We start from the raw sequence: 19,120 nt of genomic DNA on the forward strand, positions 1-19,120 counted from the left end.
GGGCGCTGCAGTGGCTACAAGGACGCGATGCAGCTGGAATGGCGGTCGCCGGGCGTGGAGCTGGTCGAACCGCCGCAGCCGGTGCGTTTCACCCACTACTCGGTGCTGGTGTTCGGCCTGCTCGGCATCGCCATCGGCGCCTTCAGCTGGAGCGCCAGCCCGTGGTTCGTCGCGCTCAAGCAGCAGCTGGCCGTCTGGCTGATCGAGCATGACCTGATGTGGCCGCTGACCACCACCCTGCCCACCTGGATCCTGACCAACTATCCCGAGCACAACGATGTCTTCAATCTGCTCGATGGCAGTCTGATCACGCTGTGGATCGTGGTGGGCGGCGGTCTGCTGGGCGCACTCACCAGCCTGCCGCTCTTGCTTGGCAACTGGCTGATGGGGGGCAAGGCGACGCTGTCACGCCTGTGGCATCTCTCGCTGAGCCTGATTCCGCTGGGCGGGCTCGGCGTGTTCCTCGGCCTCTCCGCCACCACCATGACGCTGCTGCGCGGTGACGGCATCAACCTCACCTGGGCCAATGATCTTCGCGCCGTGCTGCTGGCACTGGCCTGCCTGTGGGGCCTGCGACTGGCCTGGCGCATTACTGGCGAGCAGTACAACGGCGAGCAGCACAACGGCGACGCCTTCGTCACTGCCCTCGCTCTCCGGGCGACGGAAGGCGATCACCACGACACTGCCCACCACATAGACCGCGCCCAGCCACAGGAAGATATTGTCGAAGGCCAGCACCTCGGCCTGAAGACTGATGCGCTGCGCGATCATCGCGACGCCCGCCTGCCAGGGGTCGGTCAGGCCCGAGAAGGTCACCTGATAGCTGGCCAGCTGGTCGATCACCACCTGGCGGCTCTGGTCGATGGAGCCGATCAGCTGGTTCCAGTGGTAGTCCTCCCGCCAGTCGCGCACGGTATCGATCAGCGCCAGACCCACCGCGCCGCCCAGGTTGCGCATCACGTTGAACAGGCCACTGCCGTTGCCCAGTTCGTGGGGTGCCAGTCGTCCCATCGCCAGGCGTGACACCGACAGCAGCACCAGAATCTGGCCCACGCCACGGATGACCTGCGGCCAGAAGAACTCGTTGTAGCCCGAGCCCGACGTCAGATGGGCATTCATGCCGGTGCCGACACCGGTCAGCACCAGACCGATGAACATCATCAGGCGCAGATCGATGAGATCGGAGAGCTTGCCCGACAGCGGTGCCATCAGGAACATCGCCACGCCCGCCACGAACATCACCTCGCCGATCTGCAGGCTCGAGAAGCCACGCACGCTGCCGAGGAACAGCGGCACCAGATAGACCAGCCCGTAGAGCACCACGCCCAGCCAGAAGCCGACCAGCGCGCCGAGCGCGAAGTTGCGATTCTTGAACACGCGCAGATCCACGATGGGGTTGTCAGCACTCAGCACGCGCCAGAAGAAGCCCACGCAGCTCAGCGCACAGACGATGGCCCACAGCAGGATGGGGGTGCTGGCGAACCAGTCATCTCCCGGCCCCTCCTCCAGCACGTATTCGAGGCTGCCGAGAAACACCGCCATCAACGACAGTCCCAGCGTGTCCAGACGCTTGAGCAGTCCGCGATCACCGCTGTCGATCTCCAGATTGCGCCACACCAGACTGGCCACGAGGATGCCCGGCAGCAGATTGGCCAGAAACAGCCAGTGCCAGCTGAAATACTCGGTCAGATAGCCACCGACGGTGGGACCGATGGACGGCGCCATGGTCGCCACCAGGCCGATCACCGCCTGAATGGTGCCCATCTTGCGTCGCGGGAAGATCGAGAAGCTCACGGCCTGGGTCAGCGGAATCATCGCCCCGCCCATGAAGCCCTGGACCGCACGCAGCACGATCAGCGCCTCAAGCGAGGTGGACAATGCACAGCCCAGACTCGCCAGCGTGAACCCCAGCGCCGAGACGGTCAGTACCACGCGGGTCGAGAAGATGCGCGCCAGCATGCCCGAGAGCGGAATCATCACGATCTCGGCGATCAGATAGCTGGTCTGGATCCAGGAGACCTGCTCGGGACTGGCCGCCAGGCCCGCCTGGATCTCATTGAGCGAGCTGGCGACGATCTGGATATCCAGGATCGCCATGAACATGCCGAACACCGCCGCGATGAAGCCGATCTGCTGACGGCGCGACGGCATGTCACTGGCAGCACCAGCCGGGGACTGGCCGCATAGGTGCCGGTCTCCGGCAGCTCACGGGTGTCGATGGACGGCACGACCGACAGCCCCGCCCGCAGGCGTGGCAATGCCGCCTCCGGGCCGGTCAGGCGGATACGCACCGGCACGCGCTGGACGATCTTGTTGAAGTTGCCGGTGGCATTGTCCGTCGGCAGCAGGCTGAACTCGGTGCCGGTCGCCGGCGCGAGGCTGTCCACCACCCCCTCGAATTCGATGTCCGGGTAGGCATCCACCTCAAGGTGGACCGGCTGCCCGACTCGCATGCGCTCGGTCTGGGTTTCCTTGTAGTTGGCCACCACGTAGGCGCTTTCCACCGGCACCAGCTGCATCAGGGTCAGCGAGGCGCTGGCCATGGTGCCGACCTCGACACTGCGATTGCCGACCACGCCGTTCTGGGGCGCACGAATCGAGGTCTTCTCCAGCTGGTGGCGCGCGTAGGCGAGATCCGCCGCCGCTGACACCACTTCGGCACGGGCCGAGTCCAGCTGTGCCTTGTAGACCTCGAGTTGCTGACGCGCGGAGACCAGCGACGCCTGCTGCTGCGCCACGCTGGCCTCGGCGGTGCGCAGGGTCACCTGGTCATCTTCAAGGGACTGCCGCGAGGCATAGCTGCGGCTCTCCAGACTTCTTGAGCGCTTGAGATGCAGCGCGGCCTGATCGCGCTCGGCCTTGGCCGAGGCCAGGGCCGCCTTGGCCTCATCGATCTTCGCGCTCTGCAGATCCAGCTGACGCTCGGCCTGGACTTCCCCGGTGCGCGCCTTGTCGAGTGCGGCGCTCGCCTGATCCAGGTTGGCCCTGGCATCCCCATCGTCCAGCTGAACCAGCAACTGCCCTTTCTTCACCGGCTGGTTGTCATGCACCAGCATGCGCGTCACGCGCGCGGTGATCTCGGAACGTACCGGCACGCTGTCGGTCCGCACATAGGCATTGTCAGTCTCCTGCATGAAGCGCCCGACCTGCCACCACTCGACTCCCATCACGCCACCCGCGATCACGCCCGCCACCACGAGGAGCGCCACTGCGCCCTTGCCTGCCTTGTTCATACGGCGACTCTCTGTTGCTGCCTGTCAGTGACAGGCAGGGAAACCGTCTGACGGTGTGCTCCGGACACCGCCACATCCCGCACCTCGCCGCGCGGGGAAGCCCGCCGCAGACGCCAGCGGGAAGTCGCCAGAGAACACTTCCTGCAAAATGGCTACGCCGCGACCAGCATCAACGAGATCGCACGGGAGGCCGGCGGATCACTGACGACGCTTTATCGGAATTTCGGCAACAAGGAGGGGCTGTTCCTCGCCGTGATGCAGCAGGAAGCACAGTCGGTATGGTCGGTGATGGATCACGAGGTCAATGAGGCACGTCGCGTCGACGAGGCCCTGGAACACTTCGGGATGGCGATGCTGACACTGGCCCTCGAACCACAGCTGATCCGGCTGTTTCGTGGCCTCGCCTTCGAGAGCGGCCGCAACCCGCAGCTCGGCAAGCTCTTCCTCGACAATGGCCCCAAGCTGACGCGCCAGCGGCTGGCTGGCTACCTGTCACGACAGGTGGCGGAGGGCCACTTGCCAGGCTCCGGCCTCGGGCAGGAACCGCTGGCCGCCGCCAACCTGCTGACCGGCATGCTGCTCAACCCGCTGCATGTCGATGCCCTGCTGGGCAGCTTCCCCGAACCGGCCGACCCGGAAAGCCTGCGACCACACGTCAGGCGCTGCGTGCGCGTCTTCATCGCGGGTTTCGGGGCCGGAACCTGCCGGACGCAGTCGTGATAACCACCCGCCATTGCGTGCCTGGGCGCGCACACCGGGGAAGTTGAGTTCCACCTGACGCAGACACAGGGTCAGCACGATGGTCAGCACGAGGTAGATGGCACCGATGAACAGCAGCGGCTCGTAGGTGAGGAAGTTCTCGTCACGAATGATGTTGGCGACCTGCAGCAGGTCCATCATCGCGATCGTCGAGACCAGCGGCACCGACTTGAGCAGCAGGATCATCTCGCCGGTCAGGGTCGGCAGGCATAGCTGGATGGCACGCGGCAACCACAGGCGAGTGAAGACCTGGAAGGGCCTCATGCCGAAGGCACGCCCCGCTTCCCGCTCACCCGGTGGCACGCTGAGCAGCGCACCGCGCAGGACTTCGCCGGTATAGGCGCCCACCGAGAGGGTGAAGGTCAGGGTGGCGTAGAAGAACGGGTCACGCAGAACGCCCCAGAACAGGCTCTCGCGAATGCCGGGGATGCCTTCCAGCAGCCGACCGATGCCGTAATAGAAGAAGAACAACTGCACCAGCAGGGGCGTGCCTCGCATCACGATGGTCACGCCATTGGCTAGCCAAGCGAGGGGCCTGGGGCCCTTGATGCGCGCCAATGCCATGCCGACCGCCAGCGTGAAACCCAGCACGGCCGACACCACCAGCAACAACAGGGTATTGAACAACCCCCGCCACAATGATTCCTGATAGTAGGGGTCCGACAACCAGCTGAAGTCCATATCACGCCTCCTGGGCAGAAATGACGGGCTCGCCACGGCGCACGTAGCGCTCCAGCCGGCCGAACGCGAGGCTCGAGGTCAGCGTCATCAGCAGATACAGAAGTCCTGCCACGCTGTAGAACAGGAAGTAGTCGCGCGTGCTGGCCGCCGCCTGTTGCACGGTGAAGAACAGCTCACTGAAGCCAATGACACTGATCAACGCCGTGTCCTTGATCAGAATCAGCCACAGGTTTGACATGCCGGGCAGTGCATTGGGCAGCATGCCGGGCAGCGTGATATGGCGAAACCGTGCCAGCGGAGAAAAGCCATAGGCATCGGCGGCCTCGAGCTGGCCCTTGGGAATGGCCAGAATGGCGCCCCGGAAGACCTCGGTCATGTAGGCCCCCTGGACGAAGGCCAGCACGCCGACGGCAGTGACGAAGCCACTGATCTCGATCTGGCCCGCGACACCCAGCGCGTTCATGAGCGCAGTGAGTGCCTGGGAGCCACCGTAATACAGCAGGATGATCAGCAGCAGTTCCGGCACCGCGCGAACGGCGGTCGAGTAGCTGGTGGCAAGCGCCCGCAGCACCGCCCATGGGCTGAGTCTTGCCGCTGCGCCGACCAACCCCAGCAGCAACCCGATGGCATAGGCAGCAAAGGCGATCTGCAAGGTGGTGACGGCACCGGACAGGATAGGGCCGGCCCAATCGGCAAGCCCTTCTTGGGCAAACTGGGACATGATCAGAAGCCTTGTCGTATCAGGTGAATAGGAGGAAGGCACTACGGGAAGCGTGCTGGCCAGACGACACCAGCCATCGGGCCAGCACGCTCGTGATCAGCCCAGGCAGACGTCGGTATCGAAGTACTTGTTCGACAGCGCCGTGCAGGTACCGTCCGCGTAGACCTTCTGGATGGCATCATCGATCGCCGCCTTCAGCGCCCCCTCTTCCTTGCGAATCCCGATGCCGACCCCCTCGCCATAGGCCGGGTGCTGCGGCGTGGTCGCCTTGATCTCGAAGCCGTGTGCCTCCTCGCGCTTGATCAGCGCATTCATGGCGATCTCGTCTGCCAGAATCACATCCACCCGACCGGAAAACAGGTCACTGTTGGCCTGCTCCTGCTGGTCATAGAGGCGCACCTGGACACCGCTGTCCCTCAATGCCCGGCGCGCGAAGTTGGCGTGGGTGGTCGCCGCCTGGGCACCGAGAACCATGCCATCCAGGCCTTCTGGAATATCGATATCCAGGTCGCTGGCGGCCACATAGGCACCCGATGAATGGTAATAGGGAATGCTGAAGTCGATAACCTTCTCGCGAGCATTGGTGATGGTCATCGAATTCATGATCATGTCGATACGCCCGGCCTTCAGCGAAGGAATGATGCCGCTCCAGCCTGTGGGGGTAATCTCGCACTCACGTTGCATGGCGTCACAGATCGCGTTGGCCAGCTCGACCTCGAAGCCGGTCCACTCGCCGCTGGCGGAGGTATAGGTAAAGGGCGGGTAAGGTTCGGCGGAGATCCCGACCTTGAGAGTGTCGGCGGCGTGCACCTGGGCGGCGCCAAGCGTCAGGCCACCCAGTGCGCAGCGCAGATGTGGAAGTCGAGGCAGAACGCGTTCCACGCGCGGTCAGTGAAGGTATCTTGGCAGCGAATCCAGCATCGTTCATCAAGATCATCAGGCCATCTCCTGGCAATTGTTGTGGTTCCATCAGCGGCATGGTGGGGAAGTCCATGCCGGGGCAATTCAGTGGAGGCCTCCTCAAGCTGCCGGTGCGATGAAGCGTCGGCAGCGTTCATGGCGGGTCTGCTCGAAGACCTCCGCCGGACTGCCTGCCACCCCGACTCGGCCTTCATCGAGGAAAACGATCTGGTCGGACACTTCTCTGGCGAAGGCCATTTCGTGGGTCACCATCAGCATGGTGCGTCCTTCATCGGCGAGACTGCGGATGACACTGAGCACTTCACTGACCCGCTCCGGGTCCAGAGCGGATGTCGGCTCATCAAAGAGCAGGACACGCGGTTCCATTGCCAGCGCACGCGCGATCGCGACTCGCTGCTGCTGCCCCCCGGAGAGAAACGCCGGATAGCTGTCGGCGCGCTCCAGCATGCCGACCCGCTCCAGGTAATGTTCCGCGATGCGAGTCGCCTCACGCCGAGACTTGCCTTTCACGCGCATCGGCGCTTCGGTGACGTTGCCGAGCACGGTCAGGTGCGGCCACAGATTGAACTGCTGGAAGACCATGGTGACCTTGGAGCGCAGGCGCTGGATCTGACGACGATCCAGCCCGATGAGGCCACCATGGCTGTCGCGATCGAAACGTAGATGCTCATCGGCGATCGACAGCTCCCCCCTGTTGGGGCGTTCCAACAGATTCATGCAGCGCAGCAAGGTACTCTTGCCGGAGCCACTGGCGCCGATGATGGTGGTGACACTGCCTTCCGTCACGCGCAATGACACGTCATGCAGCACTGCCAGATCACCGTAGTGCTTGACGATGTTGCTGGCTTCGACGATGACCCGATTCGATGAGGATCGCGAGGGCCCTGCCCTGCCTTCAAGGCAGACTTCCTGAGGCTGAGAGATGCCGTTGCTGTCTGCTTTCATCGAGCGGGTCATGGGAGATACGTTCGAGGGCGAGATAGTCATGAGCGACTCACAAGTGGGTGGCTGTGGCTGGCTTGGGATGGGGCACCGTGCAGCGGGGATCGGCATGACGCACTACTTTGATGCGCTGCGCGACTGCCTGACCGAAGCGACCCCATGCCGTCATCGCGGTAGGGAGGCTACGTCAGTCTTGCAGGCTGGCGTTCACGGCAGCGACGGCATCTTCGCCATCGCGGGTCGTCACGCCGGCAAGAAACTCCGCCAGACGCTCCGGGTGGGCGACGAGCCAGTCGTGCGCCACCTCATCGAGGTCACGCTCGTTCAGGCTGTAGTCGAGGATGAAGGCGCTCTGCTCATCGGAGCTGAAGACCAGCTGATCGAGAAAGCGCGTCAGGTTGGGATTGGCCTCGGCGTAGGCGGTCCGCACGACGGTCTTGACGTCACTGGCGCCGTTGTCAGGACCGAAGACCGATTCCGGGTCTTCCAGGATATGGGTGTCGAATTCCGGCACCATCCAGTGCGGCGTCCAGCCGTAGAAGGCGATCCAGCGTTGCTCGCGCTCGGCGGCGCGCACTTCACTGAGCATCCCCGGCGTCGAGGATTCCATCGCATCCCAGTCACCCAGCCCATAGACATCGTCGTCGATGGCGCCGTTGAGCATGTCGCTGATGGTGGAGCCGCTTTCGATGGAGTAGATGGTCTCATCGAATTCATCGGCGTGGGCGGCCAGATCCGCCGCGCTGTGGATACCCGCGTCATAGACATAGCCCGGCACCGCGAAGCCCATCCGGGCACCGGTGACGTTGTTGCCGAGATCCGTGATCGCGCCGGCCGCCATGGCCGCGTCGTAGCTGTCCTTCTGGGCCGGCAGCCAGCCGGCGAGGAAGGCATCGCTGTCGCCGGTGGTCAGGGTGTTGTAACCGACGGTGGAGCTGACTTCCTGCCGCTCCACGTCATAGCCCATGGGGGCGAGAATCTGGGCGACGATCTCGCTCTTGACGCTGACACCGGGCCAGGGCGGCACGATGAGCGTCAAGGCGTCGTCCGTGTCTTGGGCAGAAGCCGCCAGCGGCGCCGTACTGAGCAGCAGTGCACCGAGCGTGAGAAGTCCGCGGCGGGTGCCGCGCAACGGGGAAGAGGTCAGGCAGGTCAGGGGTCGCTTCATCTTGTCGTTCCTTGTCAGCACCGGTCGCGCCGATGGCGCTGCCACCAGTTTCGGCAGGCCGCCAAAGGGCTCACGCCCCATCACGCGCGCAAGCATCGGGAGGAAATGCGCAAGCGGCAGGGTGTCGTATTCGGGGTCGAAGCTGGTCTGGTCCCACTCGTCACAGAAGCGCACGGTGCGCTCATAGGCAGGGTGGTGGGCGTAGGCATCACGTGCATGGCGGTCCTGGCCGAAGTATTCCCGGTAGTGATAGCCCTGGAACAGCTCGTGATGGCGAATCATCCAGACATTGAGCGGATCGATGAACGGTTCGAGGATACCCGCGGCGATCTCGGCATGATTGGCCGGTGCGAGATCATCGCCGATGTCGTGCAACAGCGCGCAGACCACCATCTCCTCATCGGCGCCGGCACGCAAGGCGCGGGTCGCCGTCTGCAGGCAGTGCTCGTAGCGATCCACCGGATAGCCATGGTGATCTCCCTGGAGGCAGCCCAGGTGGGCGATCACGCGCCGACAGGCATCGGACTGATACTCCCGGAAGTGCGCATCGATCAGCGCCCATTCGGCATGCGTGCTTTCCGCGAAGCTGCGAAAGCGCGCCTGGTTGTCCGGCTGACCGCTGAGCTGATCGGCAAGCTGATCGGCCAGCAGCAGGCGGCGGCTGGCCGTGGAGTCGCGATCCACATAGCCCTGACGCATGTGGCGGATGCCGCCTTCCAGCTGGAAGGCACTGCGACCATGGAACAGCCGGTAGTTGTCCATGATCAGCATCTGGCCCGGCGCCAGCTTGAGATGCAGCGTGAAGTCGTCACCGGCAATCAGGCGGTAGAACGCCTGACGGGCCGCGTAGTAACGGCGCAGGGTCGCGCTCGGCAACGCCGGCACCCGCTCGGTACGATTGGAGAAGCGCACACGGGCCACCTGCCCCCGACTGTCCAGCTCGATCAAGGGGCCTTCGCTCTCCAGCCGCGTGGTGGCATCGTGATAGCGGAATCCGGGCGTGACCTCGGTTAAGCAGGCAAAGGCCTCGGGGTCTTCACGACGCAGATGCTCCGCCGCGCTGAACCCGTCCACCAGCGTACTGTCACCCCCCAGGGCGGCATTGCGCAGGCAGTGCAGCCAGATATAGCCGGGAATCGGATCGCGATAGGGGTTGTCGGTATGCGGCTCCAGCCCGCGCTGGGTCATGGTGAGGTCGTAGGCGTTGGCGACGGATTTCACGTCGGCGATGCCGCCCCAGTTGGTGCGTCGCAGCGGTCCGATGCGATGGATCAGGCTCTGCATGCCATCTTCGTGATCCGGCACGCCACTGACCCGCACGAAGCCGAAGCGCTGCAACTGCTCGAGCATGTCCAGCAAGGCCGCGTCATCGTCCAGTGCTGCCGCGAAGTCAGCCTCGGGCAGCTGGGCGAGATCCCCCTTCCAGAACGTCATGCCCTGGTAGGCCTGTGGCGCGCGACACTCCGCCAGCAGAGCCGACGACGAGACACTCACCGCGTGGCCGTCGCTGAAGGCCAGCGACAGCGTATCGCCGTCGAGCTGCGCCTCACTCAGGCGCAGATCCAGCGGCAGATCCGCCGCCTCGATCAGGCGCTGACCGGTCAGGGAATCGAGAGTCGCGTCATCAGGACTCCGCTCGCGCAGCCAGAGCGCCTCGAGGGTCAGATCACCCTCGGGGTGGCTCAGCTGCAGTTGTCGTCCGGAGTCTGTCAGGCAGACGGAAAGGGGGGCGCTGGGCACTCGATGTTCTCCACGGCTGGGGGATATCAGTCGGTCAGGTGCAGGACCTGACCGTTGAGCGCGCGCCCGGCACCACCGGCCAGGAAGCGCGCGCACTCCGCCACGGCATCCGGTCGGCTGCCCTCGGGACACAGAAGATTGGCGCGCACCCTGTCGGGGGCACGCAGCGCGAGGCGCTGGATCAACTCACCCAGCGCCGCCTGCGCCATGGCAGTGCCGTGATGCTCCTGCGAGGGCAGCGGCGAGGACAGCGGCGAGGGCAGCGGCGAGGACAGCGGCGGCGCGACGGCCAGCAGGCGTCCACCGTGGCGCAACATGCGTGCACAGGCCGCCTTGAGCAAGGCGCCGGGCCCGGCGACCTGCGCGACCAGACACGCCTCCAGCGACTGCCCGGCCACGGCCTGCGGCGGCATGCAGACCAGCACGTCGAGACGGCCGAGACGCGCCACCAGCACCTCGAAACAGCCCTCGCCCACCACCTGACCGAAGCGATCCGACTGCTCGCCGCCCAGCGCGTCCAGCACGCGCTCGAGATCCGTCTGCGCGGTACTCATCAGGGCGATGATGGCACCATCTTCCAGGAAGGTGCGCGCCATGGCTTCCAGCCATTCCCCCTGCCCCGCAATCAATACCCTGCGTCGTGGCAGCATCTCGTTCTCCCTGATGGATCGCTCTGCCGATCACTCACGGCATCAGCCCCGGCAACCACAGCACCAGCGCGGGGAACAGCATGCACAGGATCAACCCCGCCAGCTGCAGGCCGACGAAGGGCAGAATCGAGCGATAGATGGTGCCGATGGAGACCTGCCCGGCGGTGATGCCCTTGAGATAGAACAATGCGTAGCCGAAGGGGGGGTCAGGAAACTCGTCTGCAGATTGATGGCGACCAGAATCGCGAACCATACCAGCAGCCCCTGGCCGGAAAGCCCGAGCCCGAAGTCCAGCGCCTCGACCACCGGCGCCACCAGCGGCAGCACCACGAAGCTGATCTCGATCCACTCCAGGAAGAAGCCGAGCACGAAGATCAGTCCCATCAGCAGCAACAGCAGGCCGTAGGGACCCAGGCCGGTGCCGGTGATGACATCCTCGATCAGATAGTCGCCGCCCAGGCGCTTGAAGACCACCGAGAAGCAGGTCGCGCCGATGACGACGAACAGGATCATCGCGCTGGTCCGCGAGGTATCGCGCAGCGTGTTGCGCAGGGTGTCGAAGGACAGCCCGCCCATCACCAGCGCCAGCAGCAGACTGCCGCCCGCGCCGATGGCCGCGGCCTCGGTGGGCGTGGCAATACCGGTCATGATCGAGCCCAGCACCGCGACGATCAGCACCATCGGGCCGAGCAGATCCCGCAGCAGCGCCAGCGGCAGCGGTGTCTTGTCGGTACCGAGCAGCGACTGGTCCGGCAGCGGTGCCCAGTCCGGGCGCAGCTTGGCGGTGATCAGCAGATAGGCCACGTAGAGCGCGCCGAGCATCAGCCCCGGAATCAGCGCCGCCTTGAACAGCGCCCCCACCGAGATCTGCAGGATGGAGCCCATCAGCACCAGCATGATCGAGGGCGGAATCAGGATGCCCAGGGTGCCGGAGGCCGCGATGACCCCACAGGCCATCTCGGCCTTGTAGCCCTGCCCCAGCATCACCGGCAGCGCCAGCAGGCCCAGCATGACCACCGAGGCACCGATGATGCCGGTACTGGCGGCCATCACCACGCCCAATAGCGCCACCGAGACGGCCAGACCACCATGCACGCGACCGAACAGGCGCTGCAGCGTCATCAACAGATTGCGCGCCACCCCGGAGCTTTCCAGCATCAGCCCCATGAACACGAACAGTGGAATCGCGATCAGCAGCCAGTTCTCGATCACCCCGCCGAAGATGCGCGAGCCGACGGTGCCGAGAAACGGCAGCGGAATGTCACCGATGAAGGCGAACAGGATACCCAGCCCGCCGAGCAGGAAGGCCACCGGGTAGCCGGAGAAGATACCGATCAGAAGTGCCACCACCATGGTGATGGGCAAGGCGTATTCAGCGAGCATCGTCATGGCTCCCGTCTGCTTGATCCTTGGGTGCCGTCGTGCCGGCCGTCTCGTGTGCAGCGGTGTCCTGCGTCTTGCCTGCCTGAGGTGCAAGGCCGGCAAGACTGGCAATCTCATGGTCCTTCAGGCGTTCAGGAGTGCGCGCCGGGTCGAACAGGCAAGCCAGATTCTCGAAGATCTGCCCGAGTGCGCCGAGGGCGAGAAACACCAGACCCGTCGGCAGCATCGCCTTGATCAGGTACCGGTCCACCAGCCCGCCATAGTTGGACTTCTCGCCGGACATGTAGGACATGGTGACGAAGTGCTTGGACAGCCAGGCGATCAGCAGGCAGAAGGGAATCAGCATGATGAGGTGGCCGAGGATATCGACCACGGCGCGCCCACGCGGCGAGAGGCGCTGGTAGAACAGATCGACCCGCACATGCGTGTCGCTGTGCAAGGCATAGGTGCCACCGAATAGCGTCAGCAGGCCGAACAGATGCCATTGAAGCTCGGTGACGGAATTGATGGTGATCGCGGTGCCGAACAGCAGCACGTCAGGCGACCCCCAGTTGGCGATTTCATTGATGCCCAGGGCGTTGAGCGTGACGGTGGTGAGCACGGCCAGGATGATCGCCAGACCCAACCAGCTGGTCAGGCGACCCACCCATAGCCCCAGGCCGACCAGCGGTCGGCCCAGGGCGTCACACACCGCCCCGCCCTGTGCCCGCCAGGGCGCAAGGCGGGGGTCGGTCATTGGGCGCTACCCTCCTCAGCGTCACCGGCCTGCTTCATGGCCATCGGCTGCGGCATGGCCTGCAGCTCGTACCATTCGTCGATCAATGCGGCATGCTTCATCAGCGAATCGTAGGCCTTGGCGAAGTCAGGATTGGTCTGCTTCTCTTCTTCCAGCACTTCCCCCCATGCCTTCTGCAGCGCGGTCATCACCGGTTCCGGGAAGCGCTTGACCTCGACACCCTTGGCTTCGAGCTCATGGATCGCACGTACCTGAGCCGGCGGCGCTTCGGCCATCGCCCATTGCAGGGTCGCGCGGCAGGCGGTCTGGAACTGCGCCTTGCGCTGGTCACTGTAGCTGTCCCACACCTGCTGGTTGATCAACAGCGAGAACCAGCTGGCGCTCTGGTGCCAACCCGGGAAGTAGTAGTACTTGGCGACTTCATTGAAGCCCATCGCCTGGTCGACCTGCGGCACCGAGAACTCGGTGGCATCGACACGGCCACGCTCCAGTGCAAGATAGATCTCGCTGCCCGGTACCAGCTGGGTGGAGGCGCCCAGCTTGTTGAGCACCTTGGCGCCGAGGCCCGAGATGCGCATCGACAGGCCCTTGAAGTCATCCGGCGAGTTGATTTCCTTGTTGTACCAGCCGCCCGTCTCCTGCGGGGAGATGAAGCACGGCAGCACCTTCACGCCGTAGGGGTCATAGGCGGCCTGGATCAGCTCGGTGCCCTCACCGGCCCACATCCATGACATGAAGGCTTCCGGGCTCGGGCCGAACGGCAGCGCACCGTAGAGGTTGGTGATCGGCACCGTGCCGGCCCAATAGCCCATCCAGTCCCAACCGGCCTGGATCGCGCCGGAAGAGACGGAGTTGAAGACTTCGAAGGCCGGCACCAGATCACCCGGCTCGTGCACGCGCAGACCGACTTCACCGCCGGTGGCGCTCTTGAGTTCCTCGGACAGACGCACGGCCCCGGCGCCCAGGAAGTTCTTGGTCGAGAAGGTACTGGCGACGTCGAGCTGCTTCGGCCCTTCCGCCTGAGCAGGTGCGGCGGCCATCAAGGTGGTGGTGGCGACGGCCGCCGCGATGGCGGCTCCGAGGCGCAGGCGACGAGTCGGCGTCGTGTGACGCGGCGTGGCGTGATGCAACATGGCACGGCTCCCTGATTTGTTGTTGTACTGGCTGGTCGTACGGCTCGATGCTTTCTGGCGATAAGGCACGCAACAAGCTGACGCTTACGTCAACTTACCCATTGACAACGCAAGCGCCTGACCACGCCACAACAATTCCAATGATTTCAGAGAGCTACGAGAGCCAATCACGCACGAGTAGCCACACGATGTGCTCAAGGCCGCCATCCACGCTCGGCAGCGTCCGGAAAGCCGGACACGCGGGTCGTCAAGGCTGCGACCAAGGTCGCGCGCTGACATGAATTCGGTCTACGACTCCAGTCGAATATGCCGATAGTGGAAGGCAGACCCCATGCGGGTAGGCACGGCGTGGGGTGGCGTGACACGCAAAGCGTCCGGATTTCCGGTCATTGACCGAGTTTCCGGACGCTTTGACCCCTCGTCTGTGGCGGGAAGGTGAAACCACTCTCGATCAGGGCGTTTCGGCCAACAGGCCATGACGGTTGAGCTTCTCGTAGAGCGAGGACTTGGCGATGCCGAGCTGACGGGCGGCGCGGGTGCGATTGCCCTCAGCGGCGCGCAGCGCGTCCACGATCAGCTGGCGCTCCGCCTGCGCCATCGCCTCCCGCAGCGCGGGCATCGCCATGCCGCGCATCGCCATGCCGGGCACCGATGGCATCCGGCAGATCGGTCGGCTGGATATGGCTGCCGCCCAGATAGAAGGCGGCTTCGAGGACGTTTTCCAGCTCGCGCACGTTGCCGGGCCAGTGATGGGCACACAGGCGCTCCAACGCGGTCTCGGAGAGTATCGGCGGACGACGGCCACTACGACGCGCCAGACGTGACAGCAGATGCGTGGCCAGGGTCGGCAGGTCGTCACGGCGCTCGCGCAGCGGCGGCACCTGCAGTGGCACCACGTTGATGCGATAGAAGAGGTCTTCGCGGAATTCGCCGCTCTCGACCAGCGCCTCCAGCGGGCGGTGCGTGGCGGCGATGACTCGTACATCGACGGTGACCAGCCGTGTCGCGCCGACCGCCTCGACTTCACGGTCCTGCAGCACGCGCAGCAACTTGGCCTGCATCGCCAGCGGCATGTCACCAACCTCATCGAGAAACAGCGTGCCACCATCCGCGAGCTGGAACTTGCCGGGCTTGCCGCCTCGCCTCGCGCCGGTGAACGCGCCTTCCTCATAGCCGAACAGCTCCGCCTCCAGCAGCGCTTCGGGAATCGCCGCGCAGTTGAGCTTGATGAAGGGCCCCTTGGCACGCGCCGAGCTGCGATGCAGCGCATGGGCATACAGCTCCTTACCGGTACCGGACTCGCCACGGATCAATACCGAGGCGCCGCCGGGGGCGATCTTGCGTACCTTGCTGGCCAGCTCCCGCATGGCGGGCGAATCCCCGATGATGTCACTCAACTGCCAGCGCGCGCCGTTGGGGGTTTCCAGCGCCTGACGGTAGTAGTCCACCTCCGCCTCCAGCGCCTGGACCTGAGCATTCACCTGCCGCCATTCCCAGGTGTCGTGATAGAGCACCGAGCCGATGGCACCGATCAGCTCGCCATCGCGGAAGATGGGGTAACGGTGGGCAATCATGTGGTGGCCACGAATCAACTGCAGCTGGGCCAGCTCCGCGCGGCCGCTTTCCAGCACCTCATGCATGCGGGTGTTCTCGATCACCTCGCTGACATCGCGCCCCAGCACCTCGCTGGCCTCGACGCCGAGAAACTCGGCATAGGGGGCGTTCAGAAACTGGATACCGCCCTGGGCATCCACCACCACCACCCACTCCTCCACCGCATCCATCGCGGCTCGCAGCAACTCGCGACGCGCCCGCTCGACATGAATCGAGGTGGCAGGTGAATCGTTGCGCAGCGGAGCAGCCGCCTTCGCTCCACCCGCCGCGCCTGACACTGGCATCTGCTGAGCCATCACCGACTCTCCCTTGGCGTGTCCGGTCATCGTGGGCAACCGTATCCCTCTGCCACCACACCCGCCGGATCTGATTGTTATGGGCTGCGCCAACACGCAGCCAGCGTCCGGAAAACCGGACACCACCTACAGCATCGGCCTACCACCGCCAAGGATCAACGTAGCCAGTGGTCATTTAATGTGCTTCTTCCCAGTTGTCGCCTTGCTCGACTTCGACGAGCAGCGGGACATCGAGAGAGGCGGCGTTCTGCATGCGCTGCGCGACGTCTTTCATGAAGTCTTCGACCTGCGCTTCGGCGACTTCGAAGACAAGTTCATCGTGTACCTGCATGACCATCATGGCGTCATACGCCTTGTCACCGTCATTGCCCGCCAGCCAGGCGTCCACGTCGATCATGGCGCGCTTGATGATGTCGGCGGCGCTGCCTTGCATCGGGGCGTTGATGGCGGTGCGTTCGGCAGCACTGCGACGCGCGTGATTGCGCGAGCCGATTTCCGGCAGGTAGAGACGACGGCCGAAGATGGTCTCGACATAGCCCTGCTCGGCGGCGAGGTGGCGAGTGTCTTCCATGTAGGTGGCGACGCCCGGATAGCGCTCGAAGTAGCGCTCGATGTAGGTCTTGGCCTGGCCAGGGTCGATATCCAGCTGACGCGAGAGGCCCCAGGCGGACATGCCGTAGATCAGCCCGAAGTTGATGGCCTTGGCGCTGCGACGCTGGTCACTGCTGACACGTGATTCCTCGGTACCGAAGACTTCCGCGGCGGTGGCGGCGTGCACGTCACGGTTGTCGGCGAAGGCCGAGAGCAGCCCCTTGTCACCGGAGAGGTGCGCCATGATGCGCAGCTCGATCTGCGAGTAATCCGCCGCGACGATGCGATAGCCGAGGCGTGCGATGAAGGCCTGACGAATGCGACGGCCCTCTTCACTGCGCACCGGGATGTTCTGCAGGTTCGGATCAGACGACGACAGACGACCCGTCGCGGTGACGGCCTGATGGTAGCTGGTGTGCAGGCGACGCGTGGTCGGGTTGACCAGCTGCGGCAGCTTGTCGGTGTAGGTGCTCTTGAGCTTGGTCATGCCGCGATGGCGCATGATCAGCTTGGGCAGCGGGTAGTCCAGCGCCAGCTCCTCGAGCACGGCTTCGGCGGTGGACGGCGCGCCCTTGGGGGTCTTCTTCTTGACCGGCAGCTTCTGCTCCTCGAAGAGGATCTCGCCCAGCTGCTTGGGCGAGGAGAGATTGAACTCGCGGCCCGCCAGCTCAAAGGCCTGCTTCTCGATGTCGTGGATCTGCTCGGTCAGCTCACGGGTCTGGGCGTGCAGGCGCTCGGGGTCGATCGCGACGCCGTTGCGCTCGATGCGCGCCAGCACCGGAATCAACGGGTATTCGTAATCACGCAGCACCTCGCCTAGACGCCCCAGTTTCTCGATGCGCGGCATCAGCAGCGCGGCGAGGCGCAGGGTGATGTCGACATCCTCGCAGGCGTAGGGCATCGCCTCTTCCAGCGCGATCTGGTCAAACGTCAGCTGCTTGGCGCCCTTGCCGGCAATGTCGGTGAAGCTGATGGTGCTCTCGCCCAGGTACTTGAGCGCCAGCGAGTCCATGTCGTGACGGGTCGCGGTGGAGTTGAGCACGTAGGACATCAGCATGGTGTCGGCCAGCGGACCGGCCACCGCGATGTCATAGCGCGCCAGCACCTCGATGTCGTACTTGAGGTTCTGGCCGATCTTGGTGATGGCACCATCGGCCAGAATCGGCGTCAGCGCCTCCAGCACGGCCTTGCGGTCCAGCTGCGCGGGGGCATCCAGATAGCTGTGGGCGACGGGAATGTAGACGGCCTCGCCGACTTCCAGCGCCATGCCGATGCCGACGATCTCGGCTTCCATGTAGTTGAGGCTGGTGGTCTCGAGGTCGAAGCACAGCGAGGTGCTGCTGCGCACACGCTCCAGCCACGCGTCCAGCTCGGCCTGCTCGGTGATGGCGCGGTAGTTGCGCTCCTCACGCGGCGGCAGCGCCTCGGGCATCTCGTCCTCGTCACCCGCCCCATCCAGCTCAGGCGTCGGTGCAGCGGCGGTCTTGCCCTTGCCGGAGGCCTTCTCCGCGACGGGCGCGATGCTGTCGCCGAACAGATCACCGCCGGCGACACCGCTGTCCTTCTCATCGGCGTGCGGGGTGGCGGCCATGTCACCGCCTTCCAGCAGCTCCTTCAGCCAGGCGCGGAACTCCATCTCCTTGTAGAGCTCGACCAGCGCGGCGGTATCCGGCGCGGCGATCGCGAGGTCATCCAGGCCATGCTCCAGCTCGCAGTCCAGCTTGATGGTGGCGAGACGATAGGAGAGATAGGCATCCTCGCGGTGCGCTTCCATCTTCTTGGCCAGCGTCTTGGCGCCGCGGAAGCTGAGCGTCTTGATGCGATCGAGGTCACCGTAGATGGTGTCGAGACCGCCGCCCATGCCCTGCAGCAGGCCCAGCGCGGTCTTCTCGCCCACACCCGGCACGCCGGGAATGTTGTCGACCTTGTCGCCCATCAACGCGAGGAAGTCGATGATCAGGTTGGGCGGAATGCCGAACTTCTCGGTGACGCCGTCCACGTCCAGCGTCTCGTTCTTCATGGTGTTGACCAGCGTGATGTGCTCATTCACCAGCTGAGCCATGTCCTTGTCGCCGGTGGAGATGACGGCGTCACGCCCGGCCTCGGTGGCCAGTCGCGCAAGAGTTCCGATGACGTCATCGGCCTCGACACCTTCCACGCACAATAGCGGTAGACCCAGCGCGCGTACGCAGGCATGCAGCGGCTCGACCTGCAGGCGCAGGTCATCGGGCATCGGCGGACGCTGGGCCTTGTACTCGGGGTACATGTCATCACGGAAGGTCTTGCCCTTGGCGTCGAACACCACCGCCATGGGGCTGTCCGGATACTGGCGGATCAGGCTCTTGAGCATGTTGATCACGCCCTTCACCGCGCCGGTGGGCAGGCCCTTGGAGGTGGTCAGCGGCGGCAGGGCATGAAAGGCACGATAGAGGTAGGAAGATCCATCGACGAGAACGATCGGCGTGGCGGCCATGAGCAGTCGCATCCGTAGGCTGAAGGGTGAGCTTGGGGCAAGCAGAGTCGGGGCCGAAACTCTCTCGGCATCAATGGCT

At 64.6% G+C, this 19,120-nt stretch carries 14 protein-coding genes; all 14 read right to left on the bottom strand.

The features are described from left to right. Positions 1–405 precede the first annotated feature (405 nt). Positions 406–2,103: a DHA2 family efflux MFS transporter permease subunit gene (locus CU110_RS14405; protein WP_240665583.1), complete on the bottom strand. Its 1,698-nt coding sequence runs from the start codon at positions 2,101–2,103 to the stop codon at positions 406–408. After that, entirely contained in the window at positions 1,992–3,233 is a 1,242-nt protein-coding gene (locus tag CU110_RS14410; protein WP_240665410.1) for an HlyD family secretion protein, read from the bottom strand. The genes CU110_RS14405 and CU110_RS14410 overlap by 112 nt, the downstream gene beginning before the upstream one ends. A gap of 492 nt (positions 3,234–3,725) precedes the next feature. Beyond that, a complete protein-coding gene (locus tag CU110_RS14420) occupies positions 3,726–4,673 on the bottom strand; it encodes an ABC transporter permease subunit (RefSeq protein ID WP_240665411.1) in 948 nt (315 codons plus the stop codon). 1 nt (position 4,674) lies between these two features. After that, positions 4,675–5,394 (bottom strand): ABC transporter permease subunit, encoded by a 720-nt coding sequence (locus CU110_RS14425; protein ID WP_084209450.1) that lies wholly within the window; start codon positions 5,392–5,394, stop codon positions 4,675–4,677. 96 nt (positions 5,395–5,490) lie between these two features. Further along, positions 5,491–6,276: a transporter substrate-binding domain-containing protein gene (locus CU110_RS14430; RefSeq protein WP_240665412.1), complete on the bottom strand. Its 786-nt coding sequence runs from the start codon at positions 6,274–6,276 to the stop codon at positions 5,491–5,493. Positions 6,277–6,414: 138 nt separating this feature from the next. After that, on the bottom strand, positions 6,415–7,260 hold the full coding sequence (locus CU110_RS14435; protein WP_084209451.1) for an amino acid ABC transporter ATP-binding protein: 846 nt from the start codon (positions 7,258–7,260) through the stop codon (positions 6,415–6,417). 184 nt (positions 7,261–7,444) lie between these two features. Further along, positions 7,445–10,165, bottom strand: coding sequence for a glycine betaine ABC transporter substrate-binding protein (locus tag CU110_RS18115; protein ID WP_346427146.1), 2,721 nt, complete (start codon positions 10,163–10,165; stop codon positions 7,445–7,447). Between the two features lie 26 nt (positions 10,166–10,191). Next, positions 10,192–10,815, bottom strand: a complete 624-nt coding sequence (locus CU110_RS14455) for a hypothetical protein (RefSeq protein WP_127736467.1) — start codon at positions 10,813–10,815, stop codon at positions 10,192–10,194. Positions 10,816–10,905: 90 nt separating this feature from the next. Continuing rightward, on the bottom strand, positions 10,906–12,204 hold the full coding sequence (locus CU110_RS14460; RefSeq protein WP_338079123.1) for a TRAP transporter large permease subunit: 1,299 nt from the start codon (positions 12,202–12,204) through the stop codon (positions 10,906–10,908). Beyond that, complete coding sequence (locus CU110_RS14465; protein ID WP_077378593.1) at positions 12,188–12,934, bottom strand: TRAP transporter small permease subunit; 747 nt, start codon at positions 12,932–12,934, stop codon at positions 12,188–12,190. The genes CU110_RS14460 and CU110_RS14465 overlap by 17 nt, the downstream gene beginning before the upstream one ends. Then, complete coding sequence (locus tag CU110_RS14470; RefSeq protein ID WP_077378590.1) at positions 12,931–14,067, bottom strand: TRAP transporter substrate-binding protein; 1,137 nt, start codon at positions 14,065–14,067, stop codon at positions 12,931–12,933. Before CU110_RS14470 ends, CU110_RS14465 begins: the two co-directional genes overlap by 4 nt. A gap of 451 nt (positions 14,068–14,518) precedes the next feature. Further along, entirely contained in the window at positions 14,519–14,638 is a 120-nt protein-coding gene (locus tag CU110_RS17350) for a helix-turn-helix domain-containing protein (RefSeq protein ID WP_240665413.1), read from the bottom strand. Continuing rightward, complete coding sequence (locus CU110_RS14475) at positions 14,616–16,007, bottom strand: sigma 54-interacting transcriptional regulator (RefSeq protein ID WP_240665414.1); 1,392 nt, start codon at positions 16,005–16,007, stop codon at positions 14,616–14,618. Before CU110_RS14475 ends, CU110_RS17350 begins: the two co-directional genes overlap by 23 nt. Positions 16,008–16,152: 145 nt before the next feature. After that, complete coding sequence (polA, locus tag CU110_RS14480; protein WP_084209456.1) at positions 16,153–19,041, bottom strand: DNA polymerase I; 2,889 nt, start codon at positions 19,039–19,041, stop codon at positions 16,153–16,155. Positions 19,042–19,120: the final 79 nt, after the last annotated feature.

Origin of the sequence: Cobetia sp. ICG0124 (assembly GCF_004006355.1) — a bacterium.
Taxonomy (GTDB): Bacteria; Pseudomonadota; Gammaproteobacteria; order Pseudomonadales; family Halomonadaceae; genus Cobetia; species Cobetia marina.